At 73.6% G+C, this 21,575-nt stretch carries 24 protein-coding genes; 18 read left to right on the forward strand and 6 right to left on the reverse strand.

What is annotated here, in order from left to right; genetic code table 11:
* Positions 1–7: 7 nt before the first annotated feature.
* Positions 8–991 carry an o-succinylbenzoate synthase gene (locus KYT88_RS02790; RefSeq protein WP_043585282.1) on the reverse strand — a complete coding sequence of 328 codons (984 nt, stop codon included), beginning with the start codon at positions 989–991 and terminating at the stop codon, positions 8–10.
* 77 nt (positions 992–1,068) lie between these two features.
* Here KYT88_RS02790 and KYT88_RS02795 point away from each other — a divergent pair, with 77 nt between their 5' ends.
* The 4 genes from KYT88_RS02795 to KYT88_RS02810 all read left to right on the forward strand — a co-directional run bounded on the left by KYT88_RS02795 (position 1,069) and on the right by KYT88_RS02810 (position 5,236).
* Positions 1,069–2,244 carry a DNA cytosine methyltransferase gene (locus KYT88_RS02795; RefSeq protein ID WP_051629294.1) on the forward strand — a complete coding sequence of 392 codons (1,176 nt, stop codon included), beginning with the start codon at positions 1,069–1,071 and terminating at the stop codon, positions 2,242–2,244.
* Between the two features lie 142 nt (positions 2,245–2,386).
* Entirely contained in the window at positions 2,387–3,019 is a 633-nt protein-coding gene (locus tag KYT88_RS02800) for a GIY-YIG nuclease family protein (protein WP_237583754.1), read from the forward strand.
* Between the two features lie 101 nt (positions 3,020–3,120).
* Positions 3,121–4,032, forward strand: a complete 912-nt coding sequence (locus KYT88_RS02805; protein WP_043585277.1) for a 1,4-dihydroxy-2-naphthoyl-CoA synthase — start codon at positions 3,121–3,123, stop codon at positions 4,030–4,032.
* Positions 4,033–4,051: 19 nt separating this feature from the next.
* Positions 4,052–5,236 (forward strand): AMP-binding protein, encoded by a 1,185-nt coding sequence (locus KYT88_RS02810; RefSeq protein ID WP_043585275.1) that lies wholly within the window; start codon positions 4,052–4,054, stop codon positions 5,234–5,236.
* 96 nt (positions 5,237–5,332) lie between these two features.
* Here the strand turns inward: KYT88_RS02810 and KYT88_RS02815 are convergent, their stop codons facing one another.
* Positions 5,333–5,506 (reverse strand): CsbD family protein, encoded by a 174-nt coding sequence (locus KYT88_RS02815; RefSeq protein ID WP_011931801.1) that lies wholly within the window; start codon positions 5,504–5,506, stop codon positions 5,333–5,335.
* A 132-nt stretch (positions 5,507–5,638) separates the two neighbouring features.
* Between KYT88_RS02815 and KYT88_RS02820 the strand changes: the two genes are divergently transcribed.
* Entirely contained in the window at positions 5,639–5,959 is a 321-nt protein-coding gene (locus KYT88_RS02820) for a hypothetical protein (RefSeq protein WP_043585273.1), read from the forward strand.
* Here the strand turns inward: KYT88_RS02820 and KYT88_RS02825 are convergent.
* From KYT88_RS02825 to KYT88_RS02840, 4 genes are read right to left on the reverse strand one after another with little or no spacing between them, the layout of a single operon-like run.
* Positions 5,949–6,494 carry an NUDIX hydrolase gene (locus KYT88_RS02825; RefSeq protein WP_200871145.1) on the reverse strand — a complete coding sequence of 182 codons (546 nt, stop codon included), beginning with the start codon at positions 6,492–6,494 and terminating at the stop codon, positions 5,949–5,951. The two genes, KYT88_RS02820 and KYT88_RS02825, sit on opposite strands and share 11 nt — an antisense overlap.
* Before the next feature lie 9 nt (positions 6,495–6,503).
* Entirely contained in the window at positions 6,504–7,109 is a 606-nt protein-coding gene (locus KYT88_RS02830; RefSeq protein ID WP_043585271.1) for a GNAT family N-acetyltransferase, read from the reverse strand.
* Positions 7,110–7,122: 13 nt separating this feature from the next.
* Positions 7,123–7,701 carry a GNAT family N-acetyltransferase gene (locus KYT88_RS02835; protein ID WP_237583755.1) on the reverse strand — a complete coding sequence of 193 codons (579 nt, stop codon included), beginning with the start codon at positions 7,699–7,701 and terminating at the stop codon, positions 7,123–7,125.
* Between the two features lie 56 nt (positions 7,702–7,757).
* Positions 7,758–9,077, reverse strand: coding sequence for a glutamyl-tRNA reductase (locus KYT88_RS02840; protein ID WP_043585268.1), 1,320 nt, complete (start codon positions 9,075–9,077; stop codon positions 7,758–7,760).
* A gap of 104 nt (positions 9,078–9,181) precedes the next feature.
* On the opposite strand from KYT88_RS02840, the gene hemE reads away from it, so the two are divergent.
* The 13 genes from hemE to hemL all read left to right on the forward strand — a co-directional run bounded on the left by hemE (position 9,182) and on the right by hemL (position 21,571).
* Entirely contained in the window at positions 9,182–10,309 is a 1,128-nt protein-coding gene (gene hemE / locus KYT88_RS02845) for a uroporphyrinogen decarboxylase (protein WP_043585266.1), read from the forward strand.
* Positions 10,302–11,741, forward strand: a complete 1,440-nt coding sequence (gene hemG, locus KYT88_RS02850) for a protoporphyrinogen oxidase (protein WP_043585264.1) — start codon at positions 10,302–10,304, stop codon at positions 11,739–11,741. The genes hemE and hemG overlap by 8 nt, the downstream gene beginning before the upstream one ends.
* 127 nt (positions 11,742–11,868) lie before the next feature.
* On the forward strand, positions 11,869–12,210 hold the full coding sequence (locus KYT88_RS02855) for a hypothetical protein (protein ID WP_012300075.1): 342 nt from the start codon (positions 11,869–11,871) through the stop codon (positions 12,208–12,210).
* 32 nt (positions 12,211–12,242) lie between these two features.
* A complete protein-coding gene (locus tag KYT88_RS02860) occupies positions 12,243–12,659 on the forward strand; it encodes a phage holin family protein (protein ID WP_043585261.1) in 417 nt (138 codons plus the stop codon).
* A complete protein-coding gene (locus tag KYT88_RS02865; protein ID WP_043585258.1) occupies positions 12,649–12,924 on the forward strand; it encodes a DUF3618 domain-containing protein in 276 nt (91 codons plus the stop codon). The genes KYT88_RS02860 and KYT88_RS02865 overlap by 11 nt, the downstream gene beginning before the upstream one ends.
* A gap of 39 nt (positions 12,925–12,963) precedes the next feature.
* On the forward strand, positions 12,964–14,583 hold the full coding sequence (gene mptB, locus KYT88_RS02870) for a polyprenol phosphomannose-dependent alpha 1,6 mannosyltransferase MptB (RefSeq protein WP_237583756.1): 1,620 nt from the start codon (positions 12,964–12,966) through the stop codon (positions 14,581–14,583).
* Positions 14,584–14,670: 87 nt separating this feature from the next.
* On the forward strand, positions 14,671–15,234 hold the full coding sequence (locus KYT88_RS02875; RefSeq protein ID WP_043585254.1) for a TIGR03086 family metal-binding protein: 564 nt from the start codon (positions 14,671–14,673) through the stop codon (positions 15,232–15,234).
* A 70-nt stretch (positions 15,235–15,304) separates the two neighbouring features.
* Positions 15,305–16,075, forward strand: a complete 771-nt coding sequence (hemQ, locus tag KYT88_RS02880; RefSeq protein ID WP_081840934.1) for a hydrogen peroxide-dependent heme synthase — start codon at positions 15,305–15,307, stop codon at positions 16,073–16,075.
* Complete coding sequence (locus tag KYT88_RS02885; protein WP_043585250.1) at positions 16,075–17,325, forward strand: ferrochelatase; 1,251 nt, start codon at positions 16,075–16,077, stop codon at positions 17,323–17,325. Before hemQ ends, KYT88_RS02885 begins: the two co-directional genes overlap by 1 nt.
* Entirely contained in the window at positions 17,322–18,308 is a 987-nt protein-coding gene (gene hemC / locus KYT88_RS02890) for a hydroxymethylbilane synthase (RefSeq protein ID WP_043585248.1), read from the forward strand. The genes KYT88_RS02885 and hemC overlap by 4 nt, the downstream gene beginning before the upstream one ends.
* Entirely contained in the window at positions 18,305–19,144 is an 840-nt protein-coding gene (locus KYT88_RS02895; protein ID WP_043585246.1) for a uroporphyrinogen-III synthase, read from the forward strand. Before hemC ends, KYT88_RS02895 begins: the two co-directional genes overlap by 4 nt.
* The gene (gene hemB, locus KYT88_RS02900) at positions 19,141–20,121 is read left to right on the forward strand and encodes a porphobilinogen synthase (protein ID WP_043585245.1); all 981 of its coding nucleotides are present in this window, start codon (positions 19,141–19,143) and stop codon (positions 20,119–20,121) included. Before KYT88_RS02895 ends, hemB begins: the two co-directional genes overlap by 4 nt.
* An 82-nt stretch (positions 20,122–20,203) precedes the next feature.
* Positions 20,204–21,571 carry a glutamate-1-semialdehyde 2,1-aminomutase gene (gene hemL, locus KYT88_RS02905; RefSeq protein ID WP_043585242.1) on the forward strand — a complete coding sequence of 456 codons (1,368 nt, stop codon included), beginning with the start codon at positions 20,204–20,206 and terminating at the stop codon, positions 21,569–21,571.
* The last annotated feature ends 4 nt before the right edge of the window (positions 21,572–21,575 follow it).

Here is a 21,575-nt window from a genome sequence, read left to right on the forward strand (position 1 = left end):
CGCCGCCTCAGGCGCGGGCGAGCACGGCGTGCGTTCGGCGGATCCGGTCGAGCCACCACTCGCGGCGTTCCGCGTCCGCGGCGTGCGCGTCGAGGAGCCGGGCGTCGGGCGTGACGCGCCGCACGGGGATCCGGCCGTCGACCGGAACGAGCGGCTCGGTCATCACGTCCTCGACGAAGAGCGAGACCGTGCCGAGGCCGCAGTCGTGCGGCAGGTCGGGGATCGCGGCCGCGAGGTACGCAGCCATGGAGATGCCCACGCTCGTGTCGAGCGCGCTCGAGACCACGACGGGCAGGCCGGCCTCCTGGGTGATCCGCAGCGCGCGGTGGATCCCGCCGAGCGGCTGCGCCTTGATCACGAGCAGGTCGGCGGCGCCGGCACGGGCGACCCGGAGCGGGTCCTCGGCCTTGCGCACGCTCTCGTCGGCGGCGATCGGCACGCCCAGGTGGCGGATCCGCGCGCGCAGCTCGGCGAGCTCCTCCACCGACGCGCACGGCTGCTCCACGTACTCGAGGTCGTGCTCGGCGAGGGCGTGGATCGCGTGCTCGGCCTCGTCGACGTTCCAGGCCGCGTTCGCGTCGATCCGCACCCGGCCCTCGGGGCCGAGCAGGCGGCGGACCTCGGCGACGCGCGCCACGTCGTCCGCGAGCGTCGTGCCGCGCTCGGCGACCTTGACCTTCGCCGTGCGGCAGCCGGGGAACCGCGCCAGGACCTCGGCGACGCGGGCGGCCTCGACGGCCGGGATCGTCGCGTTCACGAGCACGTGGTCGCGGAGCGGCGCGGGCGGATCCGTCCAGCCGAAGTCGATCGCGGCCGCGAGCCAAGCCGCGGACTCGGCGTCGTCGTACTCGACGAACGGCGAGAACTCCGTCCAGCCGAGCGGGCCCTCGATCAGCGCGGCCTCGCGCACGTCGAGGCCGCGGAAGCGCGTGCGGAGCGGGAGGGCGACGACGCGTGCGGTGGCGAGGAGGTCGTCCAGGGCGGGGAGCATGGATCCAGCCTCGCACCCGCGGGCGGCCGAGCAGTGGGTAAGCCCGCTGTGTCCGTGGTCCTAGGTAGAGTTCAGGCATGCATGACCACACCAACGTCACCTCCATCTTGGCGTCCCGACCCAGGGCGCTGGAGTTCTTTGCGGGAGTGGGGTTGGCACGTATGGGGCTTGAGCAGGCGGGTTTTCGAGTGGTCTGGGCCAATGACTACGAGCCAGACAAGAAGATGATGTACGCCGCTCACTTCCGTGACGAAGAGCAGCACCCTGATCATGCATACGAGCTAGGCGACGTGTTCGACGTCGATCCTGACACGTTGCCCGTCGGTACCTCTATCGCATGGGGGTCTTCACCGTGCACGGACTTGTCGCTGGCGGGTAGCCGTGGCGGCATTCGTGCGGGCGAGTCTAATGCGTTCTGGGGGTACATTAAAGCGTTAGATGCGCTCGGGCAGGGGCGTCCGCCCGTCGTAGTGCTGGAGAACGTCGTTGGCCTAGCAACGAGCCACGGCGGCGACGATTTGGCGGCCGCGATACGGGCATTCAACGAACTCGGTTACTCGGTCGACGTACTCATGATCGATGCTCGCCGGTTCATTCCGCAATCGCGCCCTCGTCTGTTCTTGGTAGGCGCGATGACACCGCCGCAGGAGACCGACAGCTCCGTGTCGATGCTGCGTCCGCCCGCCATCTCGTGGGTATTCGAGGACGTCTCCCTCAGAACCCACCGCGCAGCATTGCCCACTCCGCCCGATCTCTTGGCGTCCGGCCTCGCGGATGTCGTGGAGACGCTGTCGGACGACGATGATCGCTGGTGGGACGAGCAGCGCACGCAGGCATTCGTCAAATCCCTATCCGCTATCCAGGCTTCCAGGGTGGAGACGCTTCTCAACAGTCGGGCCACGACATATAGAACCGCCTACCGGCGCACGAGGAATGGGGTGGCGATATGGGAGGTCCGCCCTGATGAGATTGCCGGGTGCCTACGGACGGCTCGTGGTGGATCATCCAAGCAGGCTGTTGTGCAGATCAGCGGCAATGGTATCCGCGTTCGTTGGATGACTCCTCTCGAGTATGCCCGGCTCATGGGGGCGGGGGAGTACAACATCGCGGGAATCCGGGACAACAAGGTCCTCTTCGCTTTCGGTGACGCCGTAGCGGTACCGGCCGTGGCGTGGTTGGGGAAGAACTACCTCATGCCCCTCGTTCGCGCGCAGGCAGTCCGCGAAGAAGTCGGGATCTCTCTTGCCCAGTGATGTCCCTGATCGGGCACTTACTTCTCGTCCGGCGAAGAGGTCGCTCCCCGCGAGCGACGTGCGTGAGTTCCGCGAATCACTTGACAGGTTCCAAGGGGCCAGGGATGTCCAGAGCAGGCGATGGGCGGACGCCAAATGGGGAGTGTATGCGTTCTACGACTACGACGGCGAGCCGATCTATGTCGGGCAAACGAACGAACAGCTGCGTACGCGGATTCGTAGGCATTTGACGAATCAGCGAACCGACGCGGTGGCCATGAGAATTCTCGATGTGTTCGAGGTCGCCGAGGTGGAGATCTGGCCGCTCTGGGAGCTTCAAAGCACTCGAGGCGGCGATGCGGAGGCCAAACAGCTCCTCAACTCGCTCGAGTACAGCGTATATCTGACTGCAATCGAGAAGTCTCGATTCCACGCGATTCTCAACGAGAAGATCCCGCCTGTCTCGCCGAGGGTGGAGGTCCCGAGTTCCCTGCGGTGGCAACTGGTGGATGCGAAGATGCGGCAGGAGCGCGGCCATCCAGACATTCGACTCGCGCGCCGGGCGGAGACCATCGCGCGCTTGGCAGCCGTGTCTCGGGAACGCGGAGAGGTGACGGCCGGACTGCGTCGAGTGTTGGTGATCCAAGCTGTTCGTTTGGCTTACATCGCTGCGGCTCGTCTCTCGGAGGCAGAAGGGCGGCAGCTTCCGAGCCCTTCAGCGATCGACATGGATGCGCTGGTAGGCAACGTCCTCGCGGAATCTGACGACAGCGACCTCGACGAGGAAGGCCTGTAGGGAGTCCTATCGCGATCGACCCAGCCCAAGGTGGCTCTCGTAGGACGGTCGTCTCGCTCGCACCCGCGGGCGGCCGGCGGGGCGCCGCCTAGGCTGGACGCATGGTGAAGCAGGTCTCCGACATCCACGATCCCACCCGCTGGCGCGACGTCCCCCTCGCGGAGGGCTTCACCGACATCACGTACCACCACGACCTCACGGGCCGCATCGCGCGCATCGCGTTCGACCGGCCGGAGGTGCGCAACGCCTTCCGCCCGCGCACGGTCGACGAGCTGTACCAGGCGCTCGACGACGCCCGGCAGGATCCGCGCATCGGCGTCGTGCTCCTCACCGGCAACGGCCCGAGCCCGAAGGACGGCGGCTGGGCGTTCTGCAGCGGCGGCGACCAGCGGATCCGCGGGCGCGACGGCTACAAGTACGCGGAGGGCGAGACCGCGGAGGGCGTCGACCCGGCGCGCGCCGGACGGCTCCACATCCTCGAGGTGCAGCGGCTCATCCGCTTCATGCCGAAGGTCGTCATCGCGGTCGTCCCCGGTTGGGCTGCGGGCGGCGGGCACTCGCTGCACGTCGTGTGCGACCTCACGATCGCGTCCGCCGAGCACGGCCGCTTCAAGCAGACCGACGCCGACGTCGGCTCGTTCGACGGCGGGTACGGATCCGCGTACTTCGCCCGCCAGGTCGGCCAGAAGGCGGCACGCGAGGTGTTCTTCCTCGCCGAGGAGCACAGCGCCCAGCGCATGTACGAGATGGGCGCCGTGAACCGCGTCGTTCCGCACGCCGAGCTCGAGGCGACCGCGCTGGACTGGGCCGAGACGATCCTCGGCAAGTCGCCCACGGCGATCCGCATGCTCAAGTTCGCCTTCAACGCGGTCGACGACGGCATGGTCGGCCAGCAGGTGTTCGCGGGGGAGGCCACGCGCCTCGCCTACGGCACCGACGAGGCCGTCGAGGGGCGCGATTCCTTCCTCGAGAAGCGCGCGCCCGACTGGTCGCCGTTCCCGTGGCAGTTCTGATCCGCGTGAGCGTCCGCCCGTGAGGCGGCTCGAGCGGCTGACCGCGTCCGGCGCCGACGTCCTGCCGCTCCTCCGCGCGGCGCTCGCGGGCGACGGCCCGGCCCTGCTCGCGCGGCCGGTGGACGCTCCCGTCGCCGCCGGGGATCCGCCGCCGCCCGCCGAGGTCGAGCGCCGCGTCGCGCTCGTGGTCGAGACGTCGGGCACCACCTCCCGGCCCAAGCGCGTCGCGCTGTCGTCGGACGCGCTGCTGGCCAGCGCCGCCGCGTCGCAGGCGGCGCTCGGGGCGCCCGGGCAGTGGATCCTCGCGCTCCCCACCCACTACATCGCGGGCCTGCAGGTGCTCGTCCGCTCGATCGCGGCGGGCACGGCGCCCGCGGTCCTCGCGCCGGGGAGCTTCGACCCGCGCGCGTTCGCCGAGCTGGCCGCGTCGCTGGACGCGCGCGTCGCCCGCTACACGTCGCTGGTGCCGACCCAGCTGCACCGGCTGGTCGAGGCAGCGGAGGGCAGCGCGGGGGACGACGCCCGCCGCGTCCGCGACGCCGTCCGACGCCTCGACGCCATCCTCGTCGGCGGCCAGGCCACGCCCCCGCACCTGGTCGACCGCGCGGCCGCGCTGGGCTGGCGCGTCGTGCGCACCTACGGATCCAGTGAGACCGCGGGCGGCTGCGTGTACGACGGCGTGCCGGTCGCCACGGCCGAGGTCGCGGTCGTCGACGGCCAGGTCGAGCTCGCCGGCCCGATGCTCGCGGAGGGCTACCTCGGCGACCCGGGAGCGACGGACGCGGCGTTCGGCGAGCACGACGGCCGCCGCTGGTACCGCACGGGCGACGGCGGCGAGGTCGTCGACGGCGTGCTGCGGATCACCGGGCGGCTCGACGACGTCGTCATCTCCGGCGGCGAGAAGCTGCGGCTGGCCGCGGTCGAGGAGGCGGTGCGGTCGCTCGCCGCGTGGGAGCCGCGCCTCGGTGAGGCCGTGGCGGTGCCGGGCGAGCATGCGGGCTGGGGGCAGCGGCCGGTCGTCTTCGTGCCGGGACGCGTGGGTGCGGAGCTCGCGGAGCGCGTCCGGCGTGAGCTCGCCGCGCGCCTCGGCCGCGTGGCGGGATCCGCCGTCGTCCGCGGGATCGACGCCATGCCGACGCTGCCGTCCGGCAAGCCCGACCGCCGGGCGCTGCGGGCGCTGGCCGACGCGGATCCGGTCGCCTGAGCCGCCACGCCCGGCCCGGTCCCCGGGCATGACGAAGGGCCGGGTGCTCGGCACCCGGCCCTTCGCCTCTCGGGACGGACGTCCCTGGAGGAAGTCCTACTTCCTGAAGACGTCCTTCACGTTCTCGCCGGCCTGCTTGGCGCTTGCCCCGGCCTGCTTCGCTTCGCCCTCGGCGACCTTGCTGTCGTCGCCGGTCAGCTTCCCGAAGGCCTCCTCGGCCTTCCCCGCGAGCTTCTCGCCGGTGTTCTGGGCCTTGTCATCCGCACTCATATGCGCTCCTTCGTTCGGTGGATGGGACGCCTCCGACGCTACGCCCACGCGCGTCCGGCGTCACCCCCTCGCACCGGACGCACGGGCGGGCGCCACCCGGGGAAGCGCCGCCGCCCGTGGGAGGATGGGCGCATGGCCACCCGCACGCCCGACGCCCGCGCCAAGGGCCTGCTGTCTTGGCTCATCCTCGCGGTCGGGCTCGTCATCGCCGCGTTCACCGTCGCGATCCTCGTGGCCGCCGTGCAGGTCGACGGCGTCGGCGAGGTGACCGGCACGCTCGTCGCGGGCGGCATCGCGACCGTGGTGGCCGCCGTCGCGTTCGTCGACCAGCGCCGCAAGGTCCGCACGACGCGAGCGGCCGAGCTGGCCGCCGGACTCCGCGCGACCGCCGAGGACGCCGCCGTGCCCCCGGCCGATGCCCCGACCCCCGGGGACGACGCCGTCAGTCGATGAGCCGGAGCGCCACGAGGCGCTCCAGCGCGGCCTGGCCGGCGGGCGGGCAGCGGTCAGCGTCCGCGGATCCCACGAGCTCGACCTCGGCCACCTCGCCCGACGGCACCGGCTCCTGGCTCGTGCCCTCGCGCGGTTCCGCGCGATAGACGGTCATGCTCACGAGGCGTCCCGCGTGCACGCCGTGCGCGTCGGCCAGGACGGTGAAGAGGTCCTCGATCGTGGCGGGGTCGATGTCGAGCCCCACCTCCTCGGCGGCCTCGCGCACGAGCGCCTGCCGTGCTCCCTCGCCCGGCTCGATCTTGCCGCCGGGCAGGTAGAGCACGTCGTGCCCGGCGACGCGCACCATCAGCACGCGGCGGTCGCGGATGAGGGCGAGCGCGGCCACGCGCAGCGGCCGCTCGTCGGGGCCGCGACGCAGGGCCGCGTCCCCGGGTCCGTCGAGGTCGAGCCCGTCCAGCTCGTCGAGGTCGTCGTCATCGTCGTCGTCGATGACCGGGACGACGGGGCGTCCTGCCGGGTCGGGGGTCGATGTCACGCGGTCCTCCTACAGCCCGTCGAGGCTCGTGCGAGCCGCCCACTCCACGTCGAGCAGGGCGACGACAACGGTATCGGCCCACGCCCCGCCGACCCACCTGTCGTGCACCATGAGCCCCTCCCGCCGCATGCCGAGGCGCTCGGCCAACCCGAGCGCGGTCGCGTCCGCCGCGTCGACCCGGCACGCGACGCGGTGCACGCCCACCTCGGCGAAGGCGAGCTCGAGGATCCGGTCCGCCGCCTCCGCCGCGAGGCCGGCGCCCCGCACGTCCTCGTGCATGACCACGCCGAGCTCGGCCTGCCGTGCCCCGGGATCGCGCAGCAGCAGGTGCACCTCGCCGACCACGCGCGCCCACCGCTGGCCCTGCGCGGGCAGCTCGATCGCGAGGGCGAGCCGGTCGCCCACCTCCGCCAGCCGGGTCCAGCCGAGGCGGTCGGCGAGCATGCGCCCGGGGTCGGACGCGGATCCGGCGAGGTGAGGCCGCGCGCCCGGGGACGCCGCGTAGGCCTCGATCGCGACCACGTCGTCCGGCGCGAACGGCCGCAGCACGAGCCGGGCCGTGCGGACGGGACCGCGCACCTCGACCGGGTCGAGCGCGGGCAGGTCGCCGTCCACGGGGATCCGCCGGTCAGGTGGCGGCGGGCGTCATCGTCGCCCACTCGTCGGCCAGCACGGCGTAGTAGAGGCTGTCGACCCACTCGCCCTTCACGAGGTGCTCCTCGCGGAAGTGCCCCTCGCGGCGCATGCCGAGGCGCTCGGCCATGCGGGCGGACGAGGTGTTGCGGGCGTCGAGCTGCGCGAGGACGCGGTGGGCGCCCGCGCGCTGGAAGGCGATGTCGAGCATGGCGCGGCTGGCCTCGGTGGCGTAGCCGCGGCCTGCGAAGTCCGGGTTCATGACCCAGCCGATCTCGAGCTGGCGCGAGGCCGCGTTGCGGAGGAGGAGGGAAACGTCGCCGACGACGCGGCCGGATCCCGCGCGCGGGTTGAGGCTCGGCTCGTCCGGCAGCTCCACGGCGAGCCCGAGGAAGTCGTTGGACTGCTCGAGCCGGGTCTTCCGGCGGCGGGCGGCGAGGTGGCGCTTCGACGCCTCGCGGTCGCGGAGGGGCCAGAACATGTACTCGACCACGTCGGGTCGGCGCTGGATGTCGGCGTAGTCGTCCAGGTCGTCCGCCGTGTAGGGCCGGATCACCAGGCGCTCGGTGCGCACGGGCTCCGTCATCCTGAGCGGCGCGTCGAGGCGCGGACCGCGGAGGATGCGTGGCCTCACGACGCCTGGCCCGCCTCGGCCGTGCGCGGGAGCGCGACGGCGACGGGGGAGGACACCGCGGCGGGCATCTCCACGTCGAGGCCGAAGAGCGCCTGGACGGCGTCCACCACGCGGGCGCCCTCGCCCTGGCGCGCGAGCTCGCGGGCGCGCACGGAGGGCTGGTGGACGAGGACGCTCACGAGGTGCCGGAGCGCCTTCTCGGTGGCGTCGGAGGAGTCGCCGCGCTTGCGCACGCGCTCCAGCTCGCCCTCGAGCACGTCGAAGATGTGGGTGCGGAGCGCCACCACGGCGGGGGCCACCTCGTCCTCGGCGCTGGCGGCGCGGAACTCGGCGGCGGCGGTGCTGACGATCTCGCGCGCGTCGTCCGTGGCGGTGAGGTCGCGCAGCGGCGCGTGCAGGCTGATGGTCTCGAGGTCGAGCAGCTCGACGCCATCGACCGTGACGACGTCCGGATCCACGTTGCGGGGGAGCCCGAGGTCGATGACGAGGCGGCGGCGTCCGTCGCCCGACACCGCTGCCGCGCCCTGCATGTGGTGCGCGGCGAGCACGGCGGTGGGCGCAGTGCTGCAGGTGACGACCATGTCGGACGCGGCGAGCGCCTTCAGCAGGTCGCGGCCCTCGACGGCGGGGATCCCGTGCGGGCCCGCGAACTTCTGCGCGCGGCCCGAGGGGGAGTAGACGTGCACGTCGACGACGCCGCGGTCGCGGAGCGCGGCGAGGCTCGCGCCCGCGTACGCGCCCGTGCCGACGAGGAGGACGCGGGTGGCCGACCAGTCGGCGATGCGGCTCTCGGCGAGATCCAGCGCGAGGCGCACCATGGACCGCCCCGCGCTCTGCAGGCCCGTGCGGGTCTTGACGCCGCGCGACGTGTTGGACGCGGTCTGGAAGAGGCGCTCGAGGCCGGTGCTCGTGGTGCCGCCGGTGCGGGCGCCCTCGAGCGCCCGGCGGACCTGGCCCGCGATCTCGCCCTCGCCGACGACGACCGACTCGAGGCCCGAGGAGACGGCGAAGAGGTGCTCGGCGACCGCGTCGCCGCACTTCACGTCGACGCTGCTGCGGACGTCGTCCCGGGCGATGCCGCTGGCGCCGCTGACCACGTCGACGGTGGCCTCCACGGCCAGCGCGCGGGCCGCGGTGAGGGGCTCCTCCACGTCGAGGTAGGCCTCGAAGCGGTTGCAGGTCGCGAGGACGACGGCTCCCGCGATGAAGTCGTTCTGCTCCATGAGCGCGCCGGCGACGGAGGGTGCGGCCACGGACAGCTTCTCGAGGACCTCGAAGCTGGCGTTGTGATGACTCGCCGTCAGACATATGAGCACGCTCCATGGTAAACCTCCCCGCCGTGTGCTCCGGGTCGGTGAGGGCACCCTGACTACGAGCGGCCAGCCTCCCCAGCCGAGCGGGCGCGCAGGCGGGGGATGCGATGATCTCCTCCGTGATCACGCCCATCTCCGCCGCCGCCTCCGCGCCCTCGTCCGCCGTCGTCCCGCTCCCCGCGGAGCATCCGCTCAACACGCGCACCGCGTCGTCGCTCCTCGTCGAGGCCTACCGCGGCCATCGCGGCGAGCGCGCCCCCGTGTGGTTCATGCGCCAGGCCGGCCGGTCGCTGCCCGAGTACCGCGAGCTGCGCGTGGGCACGCGCATGCTCGACGCGTGCCTCGACCCGGAGATGGCCAGCGAGATCACGCTGCAGCCGGTGCGCCGCCACCACGTGGACGCGGGCATCTTCTTCAGCGACATCGTCATCCCGCTGAAGCTCGCGGGCGTCGGCGTCGACATCGTCGCAGGCCGCGGGCCGGTGCTCGAGAAGCCCGTCCGCACCGCGGCCGACGTGGCCGCGCTGCCGTCGCTGGACCCGGCCGCCCTCGAGCCCATCCGCCAGGCCGTCGCGCGCACGGTCGCCGAGCTCGGCGACACCCCCCTCATCGGCTTCGCGGGCGCGCCGTTCACGCTCGCCGCGTACCTCGTGGAGGGCGGCCCGAGCAAGGACCACATCGCGGCGCGCGGCCTCATGCACGCGGATCCCGACGCCTGGGACGCCCTCATGCGCTGGTGCGCCGAGATCACGGGCGTCTTCCTGCACGCGCAGGTCATGGCCGGCGCCAGCGCCGCGCAGCTCTTCGACTCGTGGGCCGGCGGCCTCTCGCTCGCCGACTACACGCAGCGCGTCGCGCCGGCGTCCGCCCTCGCGCTCGACCACGTGCGGACCATCACCGCCGCCGACGGCCGCACGGTGCCGCTCGTCCACTTCGGCGTCGGCACGGGGGAGCTGCTCGGCGCGATGCACGACGTGGGCGTCGACGCGGTGGGCGTCGACTGGCGCATCCCGCTCGACGAGGCGTCGCGCCGGCTCGGCGGATCCGTCCCCGTCCAGGGCAACGTCGACCCGGCGCTCCTCGCGGCCCCGTGGCCCATCCTCGAGGCGCACGTCCGCGACGTGCTCGAGCGCGGGAAGGCGGCGCCCGCGCACATCCTGAACCTCGGCCACGGCGTGCCGCCCGAGACCGACCCGACCGTGCTCACCCGCATCGTGGAGCTCGTCCGTGAGTAGCGACCCGAGGCAGGCGGCCGGCGAGGTCGACCCGACCGACGTCGTCGTGATCGGCGGCGGCATGGGCGGCCTCATCGCCGCCCGCGCCTGCGCCCTCGCCGGGAAGCGCGTGATCCTCGTGGAGGCGTCGCCCGCGCTCGGCGGCACCGTCGGCTCCCACGTGGTCGACGGCCTCCGCCTCGACAGCGGCGCCGAGAGCTTCGCCACCCGCCGCGGCACCGTCGCCGCGTTCGTGGGCGAGCTGGGCCTGGCGGACCTGATCGTGCAGCCGAACCCGGACGGCGCGTGGGTGCAGCTCGCCGAACGCGCCATCCAGCTACCGCGCACGGGACTGCTCGGGATCCCCGCGCACCCGTTCGACGCCACCATCGCCACCGCGATCGGCCGGGCCGGCGTCGCCCGCGCCAAGGCCGACCTCGTCCTCCCCGCCTCCGTCGGGGCGAAGGAGCGCACGCTCGGCGGCCTGGTGAGGGCGCGCATGGGCGACCGCGTCGTCGACCGGCTGGTCGCGCCCATCGTCTCCGGCGTCCACAGCGCCCACCCCGACGAGGTCGACGCCGACGCGGTCGCGCCCGGCCTCCGCGCGGGGCTCGCGGAGCAGGGGTCGCTGGGGCGCGCGGTCGCGTCGATGCGCGCGGCGTCTCCTGCGGGATCCGCCGTCAGCGGCGTCGTCGGCGGCGTGCACCTGCTGGTCGACGCGCTGGTCGCCGACCTCGCGCGCCTCGGCGTCGACGTCCGCACGTCGCTCGCGGTCGAGTCCGTGCACCGGCACCGCTCCCACGAGGGCGCGGCCGCGTACGACGACTGGCACGTCGAGCTCGCCGACGGCCGCGGCGTCGACGCCGCGGGCGTCATCCTCGCCATCCCCGCGGCGGGCCTCATCCACCTCTTCTCCGGGCTCGCGCCGCGCGCCGTCACGGAGGGCTGGCCCGCGCCGTCCTCCGTCGAGCTGGTCACGCTCGTCGTGCGCGCGCCCGAGCTCGACGCCGCTCCCCGCGGCACCGGCGTGCTCGTCGCGGCCGACGCCCCGGGGATCCGCGCCAAGGCCCTCACGCACGCCACCGCCAAGTGGCCGTGGCTGAAGGAGCAGGCGGGCGACCGCCACGTGCTGCGCCTCTCCTACGGGCGCGCGGGCGGCGACGACGACACCGCGGGCGTCCCCGACGACGAGCTCACCGCGATCGCCGTGCACGACGCGTCGGCGCTACTCGGGGTCGACCTCTCCGGCCGCGTCACCGGGTCAGCCCGCGTGCGCTGGACGAACGCCCTCCCGTTCGCCGCATCCGGCCACCGCGAGCGCGTGCAGGCCGTGCGCGACGAGGCGGCCGAGCACCCGGGGCTCGAGATCACCGGGTCCGCCGTCGCGGGCACCGGGCTCGCCTCCGTGGTGGCCGACGCCCAGGCCGCCGCGGCGCGCCTCCTGGCCCGCTGATGCGCGGTCGGGGCCCCGCATGGCCGGGCACCGACCACCCCGCGGCCACCGACCACGCGTCCACGCCGGAGGGATACGCTGGACCGACGTGTGCTGCACGTGCCCCCTCAACGATCGGAGATCTCCCATGAAAGGCAAGCTTCTCTTCGTCGCCGGAGCCGGTGTCGGCTACGTCCTCGGCGCCCGCGCCGGTCGCAAGCGCTACGAGCAGATCCGCACGAACGCCAAGAAGGTCTGGGACGACCCGAAGGTCCAGCGCCAGGTCGACAACGCGGCCGGCTTCGTGAAGGACCACACCCCCGACGTCGCGCACGCGGTCGTGGGCGGCGCCAAGAAGGTCGTCGGCACCGTCACCGGAGGCAAGAAGGACTCCGCGAGCGGGTCCACCCCCTCGAGCGCCTCGGGCACGCACTACCCGACCATGGACCCCGCCTCGCCCGAGCCGAACGGCTCCGGCACCTCCCGCTGACCCGCCCGCCCATCCCCAGGAGGGAACCCCGCATGACGGATCAGGATCTCAATCCGAAGAGCAAGCGCTCGCTCGTCCGGCTCGTCGCCGACCTGCCGACGCTCATCGTCCAGCTGATCAAGGACGAGATCGAGTCGTTCAAGAACGAGCTCGTCTCCAAGCTCAAGCACGCGGGGATCGGTGCCGGCTTCCTCGTCGTGGCGCTGTTCTTCGCGCTCATCGCGTTCCTGGTGCTCGTCGCCGCCGCGATCCTCGGCCTGTCCGAGGCGTTCTCGCCGTGGCTCTCCGCGCTCATCGTCGCGGGCGTCTTCCTCCTCATCACGGTGGTGCTGGCGCTGCTCGGCATCCGCTGGATCAAGAAGGGCGTCCCGCCGACGCCCGAGGAGACGGTGGACAGCCTCAAGGAGGACGTCGACGCGGTGAAGGGGACCGGCAAGTATGACCACTGACCGCCCCCGCCCCACGGGACCCCGGTCCCGCACCGAGCTGAAGCTCGACATCCAGCACACCCGCGAGGAGATCTCCGCGACGCTCGACGCCCTCGAGGCCAAGCTGAACGTCCGCCGCCGGGCGAAGGACGGCATCGCCGACCTGCGCCGCCGCATCCGCCGCACGGCCGACGAGGACCCGCTGCTCCTCGTGGCCGTCGGGGTGGGCGCGGTCGTCGTGGTCGGCGGAGTGGTCTGGGCCGTGGCCCGCGCCGCGCGCCGCTGACCCGCCGGTCGAGCGTCCGTCATGGCCGAGGGGGAGTCCGTGCGTCCGCGCCGCCGCGAGGCACGTGATCCGGGATCCCTGGGGGCGCACCCGCTGCTGCTGCCCGGGATCGTCGGGCTGGTCGGCTCGCTCCTCCTCCTCGCGGCCTCGTTCGTCGTCGGCCACGCGCCGGCCGAGTCGGAGCTGTCCCGCACCCCGGTGATCGGCGCCCTCCGCGTCTCGCCCGTCGGGACGAGCGTCGGGTCCGTCGCGGTCGTCGTGGGCGGGCTCATGCTCACCGCCGCGTGGCTCCTCCTGGGCGCGCTGCTCCCGCGGCTCGGCCCGGCGGGCCTGCGCGCCACCCTGCGGCTCGCGGTCATCTGGACGGCCCCGCTCCTGGTGAGCGCGCCGCTGTTCAGCCGCGACATCTACTCGTACATCGCCCAGGGCCGCGTGCTCGGCGCCGGCCTCTCGCCGTACGAGCACGGGCCCGCCGTGCTGCCCGACTGGCGGAGCACGGGCGTCGACCCGCTGTGGGCCCACAACCCCGCGCCCTACGGCCCGCTGTTCCTCGCCATCGAGCGCGTCATCGGCGCGATCGACGACGCCCTCGGCGTCGAGGTCGCGGTCCTCGCGGCGCGCGGCGTCGCCGTCGTCGGCGTCGTCCTGATGGTCGCGTGCGGCCTCCGCATCGCCCGCCGACGCCGGATCGACCCCGTGCGCACCGCGTGGTTCCTCGCCGCCAGCCCGCTCATCAGCTTCAACTTCGTGGTGGCCGCGCACAACGACGCGCTGATGATGGGCCTGCTGGTCGCCGGCCTCCTCGCCGCCATCGACTCGCGGCCCGTGCTCGGCGTCCTGCTCGTCACGTGCGCGGTGGCGGTCAAGCCCATCGCGCTCGTCGCCCTTCCCATCATCGCGATCGTGCACGCGGAGATGCGCGCCCGTCGCGTGGACGACCGTGCGCCGGAGGGCGTGGCCGTCGACGGGTCGGCCGGCGGGGTCGTCGGCCTCCGCCCGCCCACGCGCGACCCGCGGGTCTGGGCGGCGTGGACCGCGTCCGGCCTCGCCGCCATGGGCCTCCTCGCGCTCGGCGGTGAGCTGCTCGGCGTCGGCCTGGGCTGGATCTCCGCGCTGTCGAGCCCCGTCTCCGTCGTCTCGTGGTTCATGCCGTTCGGCGTGGCCGCGGGCGCGTTCGGCCCGCTGGTGGATGCGTTCGGCGGACCGGGGGACGCGGTCGAGGGCGGCATCAAGACCGCGGGCATCCTGCTGGGCTTCGCGGGCGCCGCCTGGTGCATCCTCACGACCCGCACGCTCTCCGGCGAGGCCCGCCTCGCGCTGGCGTTCGCGTGCATCGTCGCGATGTCGCCCGTCGTCTACCCCTGGTACGGCCTGTGGGTGCTCGTGATCCTCGCCGTCGTCGGCATCGCGGACGGCGCGGCCATGTCGCTCGCGGTCTCGGCGACCGTGTTCCTCGTCGGCGTGAACCTGCTGGAGCCCATGGCCGTCGTGCACTCCGTCGCGTCCGGCTGGCCGCGCCTGCTTGTCGTCGTCGTGGCGGTCGTGGGGGTCCTCGGGATCCTCGCGCCGGGGCTGCAGGGGCTCGCGGGCACGGATCCGTTCCGGGCGCTCCGCGCGCCGCGCCACCACTTCTCGGCCGCACGGCAGCCCCCGGCCTGATCCGCGCTCCCGCGCCGCCGAGGCGCGCGGGAATGCGGGCGAGGGCCGCCGACGTTCCCCGAGCACACCACCGACGGGAGCTCGACCATGGACACCGACCTCGACTGGCACGACCTGATCCGCCGGGCCCACGGCGGCTTCGCCGACCGCCTCGCCGCCGTCACCGACTGGACGGCGCCCACGCCCGACGTCGAGTGGGACGTCCGCGAGCTCGTGGCGCACGTCATCGAGGAGCAGCAGTGGGTGCCGCTCCTCCTCGCCGGCCACACCGTGCAGACCGGCCAGTCGCTCATCCGCGACCTCGACGACGACCTCGTGGCCGAGTGGGGCCGCTACTCCCGCGAGGCGCTCGCGGCGTGGGAGGGCGTCGACCCGGAGCGTCCCGTCCTGCTGTCGACCGACCGCGTGCCCGCCCGGGAGTACCTGCGCGAGCAGCTGTCCGACGTCGTGATCCACGGCTGGGACCTCGCGCGCGCGGTCGGCGCCGACGAGCGCATCGACGACGAGCTCGTGCGCGCCACGTGGACGGTGTTCGCCCCGCAGAAGGACACGCTCGAGGCCAGCGGGCTGTTCGCGTCGCCCGTGCCGGTCGCCGAGGACGCGCCGCTGCAGGTGCGGCTGCTCGCGCTCACGGGCCGCGACGCCCGGTAGCCCGCGAATGATCTGACGGCCGTCCGTCCGATGCAGGGGAGGGGTCCCCGCGAGACGTACCATGGAGATCATGAGCATCCCGGCTGCCGAGTCGGCGGCATCTCAGGTCCCCCCGATCGAGTCCCCCGGAGAGGCCCGTCCTGATGACGGGCCCACCCCCGAGGCATCCCCCAGCGGCTACGCCCTCTGGGCCGTCCTCCGCCGCGATCCCGCCCGCCCCGACGACCTCGACGGTCGCGAGGTCCCCGGGGCCGTCGACGAGCTCGACGGCATCGTCCACATCGTGGAGGCGGAGGGCGTCAGCGTCCGCGGCTTCTACGACGTCTCGGGCATGCGCGCCGACGCCGACCTCATGGTCTGGATCCACGGCCCCCAGATGGAGACCCTCCAGTGGGCCTTCCGCGAGATCCGCCGCGCGCGCCTCATCCGCGCCCTCATCCCGTCGTGGAGCGCCGCGGGCGTCCACCGCGACGCCGAGTTCAACCGCAGCCACGTGCCCGGCTTCCTCCGGGGCGAGGAGCCGCGCGACTGGCTCTGCGTCTACCCCTTCGTCCGCTCCTACGAGTGGTACCTGCTGCCGCCCGAGGAGCGCGGGCGCATGCTCGCCCAGCACGGCCGCCAGGGCGCTGCCTTCCGCAGCGTCGTCGCCAACACGGTCTCGTCGTTCGGCCTCGGCGACTACGAGTGGATCCTGCCGCTCGAGTCGAACGAGCTCGTCGACCTGGTCGACATGATGCGCGACCTGCGCAACACGGACGCGCGCCGTCATGTGCGCGAGGAGGTCCCGTTCTACACGGGCCGCCGCATCAGCACCGCCGAGCTCGTGGAGGTCCTCCAGTAATGGCCGCAGTCAACCTGGGTCGCAAGCCCGCCCCCGCCACCGACGCCCCCCGGGCGCCCGGCGCCCTCGTCTCCGCCGCGAGCGAGGCCGCGAAGATGGGCCCCGCCCACGTGGAGGAGCCCGTCGCGTACGACGCGATCCTGCTCGCGTCCTTCGGCGGCCCCGAGGGCCAGGACGACGTCATCCCGTTCCTCCGCAACGTCACCGCCGGTCGCGGGATCCCGGAGGAGCGCCTCGAGGAGGTCGCCCACCACTACCGCGCGTTCGGCGGGATCAGCCCCATCAACGAGCAGAACCGCGAGCTGAAGGCGGCCCTCGAGGCGCGCCTCGCCGAGCGCGGCATCGACCTGCCCGTGCTGTGGGGCAACCGCAACTGGGGCCCCTACCTCAACGACGCGCTGCGCGAGGCCGAGGAGAAGGGCTACCGCCAGCTCATCGCCGTCGCCACGAGCGCGTACAGCTCGTACTCCTCCTGCCGCCAGTACCGCGAGGACTTCGCGGACGCGCTCGAGGACACGCAGCTGCAGGGCGTCGTCCGCATCGACAAGGTGCGCCAGTTCTTCGACCACCCGGGCTTCGTCACGCCGTTCATCGAGGGCACGCGCGACGGGATCCGCGACGTCATCGCGCACTTCGAGGCCGAGGGCGCGCCCGTCGACCTGTCGACGGACGTCGAGATCCTGTTCTCCACGCACTCCATCCCGTCGTCGGACGCCTCCAAGTCCGGACCCGCCGAGCGCGGATTCGACGAGGACGGCGCGTACGCCGCGCAGCACCTGGCCGTCGCCGAGGTCGTGATGCACGAGGTGAAGGAGGAGCTCGGCATCGACCAGGACGTGCCGTGGCAGCTCGTCTACCAGTCGCGCTCCGGCCCGCCCTCGATGCCGTGGCTCGAGCCCGACGTGAACGACGCGATCGGCGAGCTGCCCGCGCAGGGCCGTCGCGCCGTCGTGATCGTGCCGCTCGGGTTCGTGAGCGACCACATGGAGGTCAAGTGGGACCTCGACAACGAGGCCACCGAGTCCGCCCAGGAGAACGGCCTGTACTCGGTGCGCGTGCCCACGCCGGGCGTGCACGCCGCGTACGTGGACGGCCTCATCGACCTCGTGCTGGAGCGCCGCGACGGCATGAAGGCGGCCGACCGCCCCCACATGACCGACCTCGGACCCTGGTACGACGTGTGCCGGCCCGGCTGCTGCGAGAACGTGCGGCTGGGCTTCAAGCCCGCCGTCTCCGGGCTCGCACCGTGACGGACGGTCCCACGACGTCGGCTCCGACGACCACGCTCCGCATCGGGACCCGGGGGAGCGCGCTCGCCCTGGCCCAGACGCGGGCGATCGCCGCGGAGATCACCGGCGCGTCGGGACTCGAGGTCGAGCTCGTGCCCGTGACCACGCACGGCGACACGTCGCGCGAGTCCCTGTCGAGCCTCGGCGGAACGGGCGTGTTCGCCAGCGCGCTCCGCGAGTCGCTCCTCCGCGGCGAGTGCGACCTCGTGGTGCACTCGCTGAAGGACCTGCCGACGGCGCCGTACGCGGGCCTCACGGTCGCGTCGGTGCCGGTGCGAGAGGATCCGCGCGACGTGCTGTGCGCGCGCGACGGCCTCACGCTCGCGACCCTGCCGCGCGGCGCGCGCGTCGGCACCGGATCCCCGCGCCGCCGCGCGCAGATCCTCGCCGAGCGCCCGGACCTCGACGTGGTCGACATCCGCGGCAACATCGACACCCGCCTCTCCCGCGTGACCGCGGGCGACCTCGACGCCGTCGTGCTCGCCGCGGCCGGCCTCGAGCGGATCGGCCGCATCGACGCCGCCACCGAGCACCTCGAGCTCGACCGCTGGCCGACCGCGCCCGGCCAGGGCGCGCTGGCGCTGGAGATCCGCGCGGAGGACGCCGAGACGCAGTCGGTGGTCGGCCGCGCCGTCGAGGCCGTCGACGACCCGTTCACGCACGCCGCCGTCCTCGCGGAGCGCGGCGTGCTGGCAGCGCTCGAGGCCGGGTGCGCCGCGCCCATCGGCGCCTGGGCGACCGTCACGAGCGCCCGCCTCGCCCTCACCGCCGTGGTCTACCGGCCCGACGGCACGCAGCGCATGGCCGCGAGCCACGAGCTCGACACGGCGGGGCTCGACCTCGCGCACCTGGGCGCATCCGCCTCCGCGCTCTCGGGGCCCGTGTCCCGCGAGCTCCTCGACGCCGGAGCGGCCGATCTCGCGCCGCTGGGAGGGACCCGATGACCTCGACAGACCAGAAGCCCCTGAAGGGCTGGCGCGTCCTCGTGCCCCGCGGCGGACCGTGGGGCGACGGCGTCGCGTACGACCTCCGCGCGCAGGGCGCCACGCCCGTCGTCGCGCCCATGATCAACTTCGCCGCGACGCAGGACGCCCAGGCGCTCGAGTCGGCGCTCGCCGACCTGGCCGCGGGATCCTTCGACTGGCTCACCGTCACGAGCGCCACCACGGTCGACGTGCTCGCCTCGCATCGCGCCGTCGTCCCCGAGGGCACGCGCATCGCGGCCGTCGGCGAGACCACGGCCGCCGCGCTCGTCGCCGCGGGCTACACCGTCGACTTCGTGCCGTCCATCGACTCGTCGGCCACCGCGCTCCTCGAGGAGTGGACGGAGATGGCCGCCGGGTCCCCGCGCCACCGCGTGCTCACGCTCCGGTCCGAGATCGCGAAGCCGACGCTCACCGACGGCCTCATCGCGCGCGGCCATGACGTGCGCTCGGTCGTCGCCTACCGCACGGTCGGCGTGCCCGTCAGCGACCGGATCCGCCAGGACGTCTCCTCCGGCCGCGTCCGCGCGATCCTCGTCACCTCGGGCAGCGTCGCGGAGCAGGTGCACGAGCAGCTCGGCGACGTGCCCGACGGCGTGCTCATCGCCTGCATCGGCCCGCGCACCGCGAAGGACGCCCGCCGCTCCGGCGTGCGCGTCGACGTGGTCGCGTCGGAGCGCTCGGCCGCGTCGCTCATCCAGTCCCTGGTCGAGATCGCCCGCCACGAGGAGCCGCGTCCCGACACGGCGGGGCTCACCGGCCTCGCCGACCTCCTCGATCGGAGCACCACCGAATGACCTCCCCCTACTACCGCCCGCGTCGCCTGCGCACCTCGCCGGCGATGCGCCGGCTCACCGCCGAGACGCGCCTGCACGCCGCCGACCTGGTGCTGCCGATGTTCGTGCGCGAGGGCCTCACGGAGGCCTCGCCCATCACGTCCATGCCCGGCGTCTCCCAGCACTCGCTCGACAGCCTGCGCCGCGCGCTCGTCGAGGCGGCCGAGGCGGGCATCGGCGGCGTGATGCTGTTCGGCGTCCCCGAGGTGCACGACGCCGAGGGCTCCGGCGCGAGCGACCCCGACGGCATCCTCAACGTCGCCACGCGCGTCGCGGTCGAGGAGGTCGGCGACGCCCTCGTCGTGCAGACCGACCTGTGCCTCGACGAGTTCACGGACCACGGCCACTGCGGCGTGCTCGATGCGCACGGCGTGGTCGACAACGACCGCACCCTCGACCGCTACCGCGCCATGGGCCTCGCCCAGGCCGAGGCGGGATCCCACCTGATCGGCCTCAGCGGCATGATGGACGGCCAGGTCGGCGCCGTCCGCGAGGCCCTCGACGACGCCGGTCACCACGACGTCGCGATCCTCGCCTACGCAGCCAAGTACGCGAGCGCGTTCTACGGCCCCTTCCGCGAGGCCGTCGACTCCCAGCTGAAGGGCGACCGCCGCACGTACCAGATGGACAACGGCAACCGCCGCGAGGCCCTGCGCGAGGTGGAGCTCGACATCGAGGAGGGCGCCGACATCGTCATGGTGAAGCCCGCCATGAGCTACCTCGACATCCTCGCCGACGTCGCCGCGACGAGCAGCGTCCCCGTCTGGGCGTACCAGGTCTCCGGCGAGCACGCGATGATCGAGGCCGCCGCGCGGAACGGCTGGATCGACCGGGAGCGCGCCATCGACGAGAGCGTCCTCGGCATCAAGCGGGCCGGCGCCGACGCGATCCTCACCTACTGGGCCGTCGAGCTCGCCGAGCGTCTCGCCCGGCGCTGAGCCGCCCACCTCCCTCCTCCTCGCCGGACGCGTCCGGCCCACCTTCCGAGCGGATCCCCGCCCGGCACCGAAGGACATCACCGTGACCCACTCCCAGGACCTCTTCGACCGCGCCCGCGACGTCATCCCCGGGGGAGTGAACTCGCCCGTCCGCGCGTTCGGCTCCGTCGGCGGCACCCCGCGCATGATGGTGAAGGCGGCCGGCCCCTACGTGACCGACGCCGACGGCGTCGAGTACGTCGACCTCGTCAACTCGTGGGGCCCCGCGATCCTCGGCCACGCCCGTCCCGAGGTCGTGCGGGCCGTGCAGGACGCCGCCGCCCTCGGTCTCGGCTTCGGCGCGACGACGCCCGCGGAGACGGAGCTCGCCGAGCTCGTCACCGAGCGCGTGCGGGTCGCGGGCGTCGACGGATCCCCGGACCGTCGCCCCATCGAGAAGCTCCGCCTCGTGTCCACGGGCACCGAGGCCACCATGACCGCGATCCGCCTGGCGCGCGGGTTCACCGGCCGCGACCTGCTCGTGAAGTTCGCCGGCCACTACCACGGCCACTCCGACAGCCTCCTCGCCGAGGCGGGCTCGGGCGTCGCCACGCTCGCGCTGCCCGGCTCCGCGGGCATCCCCGAGGCCATCGCCGCGCAGACCATCGTGGTGCCGTACAACGACCTCGACGCCGTGCGCGCCGTCTTCGCCGAGCACGGCCCGCGCATCGCCGCCGTGATCACCGAGGCCGCCGCCGCCAACATGGGCGTCGTGCCGCCGCTGCCCGGCTTCACCGCCGAGCTCGCGCGCATCGCCCACGAGAACGGATCCCTCCTCATCTCCGACGAGGTCCTCACGGGCTTCCGCGTGCACCCGGCCGGCTACTGGGGTCTCGACAACGCCGGCCTCGCGGCCGACCACGCCGACGCCTGGACGCCCGACCTCGTCACGTACGGCAAGGTCATCGGCGGCGGCCTCCCGGTCGCCGCGCTCGGCGGCCGGGCCGACGTGATGGATCACCTCGCGCCCCTCGGCCCCGTCTACCAGGCGGGCACGCTCTCCGGGAACCCGGTCGCCGTCGCGGCGGGCCTCACCACGCTCCGCCTCGCCGACGCCGGCGTCTACCGCGCGCTCGACATCGCCGCCGACATCCTGATCTACGCGGTCGAGCTCGCCTTCGACCGCGCCGGCCTCGCCTACTCGGTGCAGCGCGCGGGCAGCCTCTTCAGCTTCACGTTCGGCACGCCGCCGGAGCACGGGATCACCGACTACGCCACCGTGCAGGCGCAGGAGACCTGGCGCTACCCGGCCTTCTTCCACTCCATGCTCGACCAGGGCGTGAGCCTGCCGCCGTCGGTCTTCGAGGCGTGGTTCGTCTCGGCCGCCATGGACGAGGCGTCGCTCGACCGCGTGATCCGCGCCCTCCCGGCCGCCGCACGCGCGGCCGCCGCGGCGACCCCGCCCGCGTAGTCCC

Source organism: Clavibacter sp. A6099, from assembly GCF_021919125.1.
GTDB lineage: Bacteria > Actinomycetota > Actinomycetes > Actinomycetales > Microbacteriaceae > Clavibacter > Clavibacter seminis.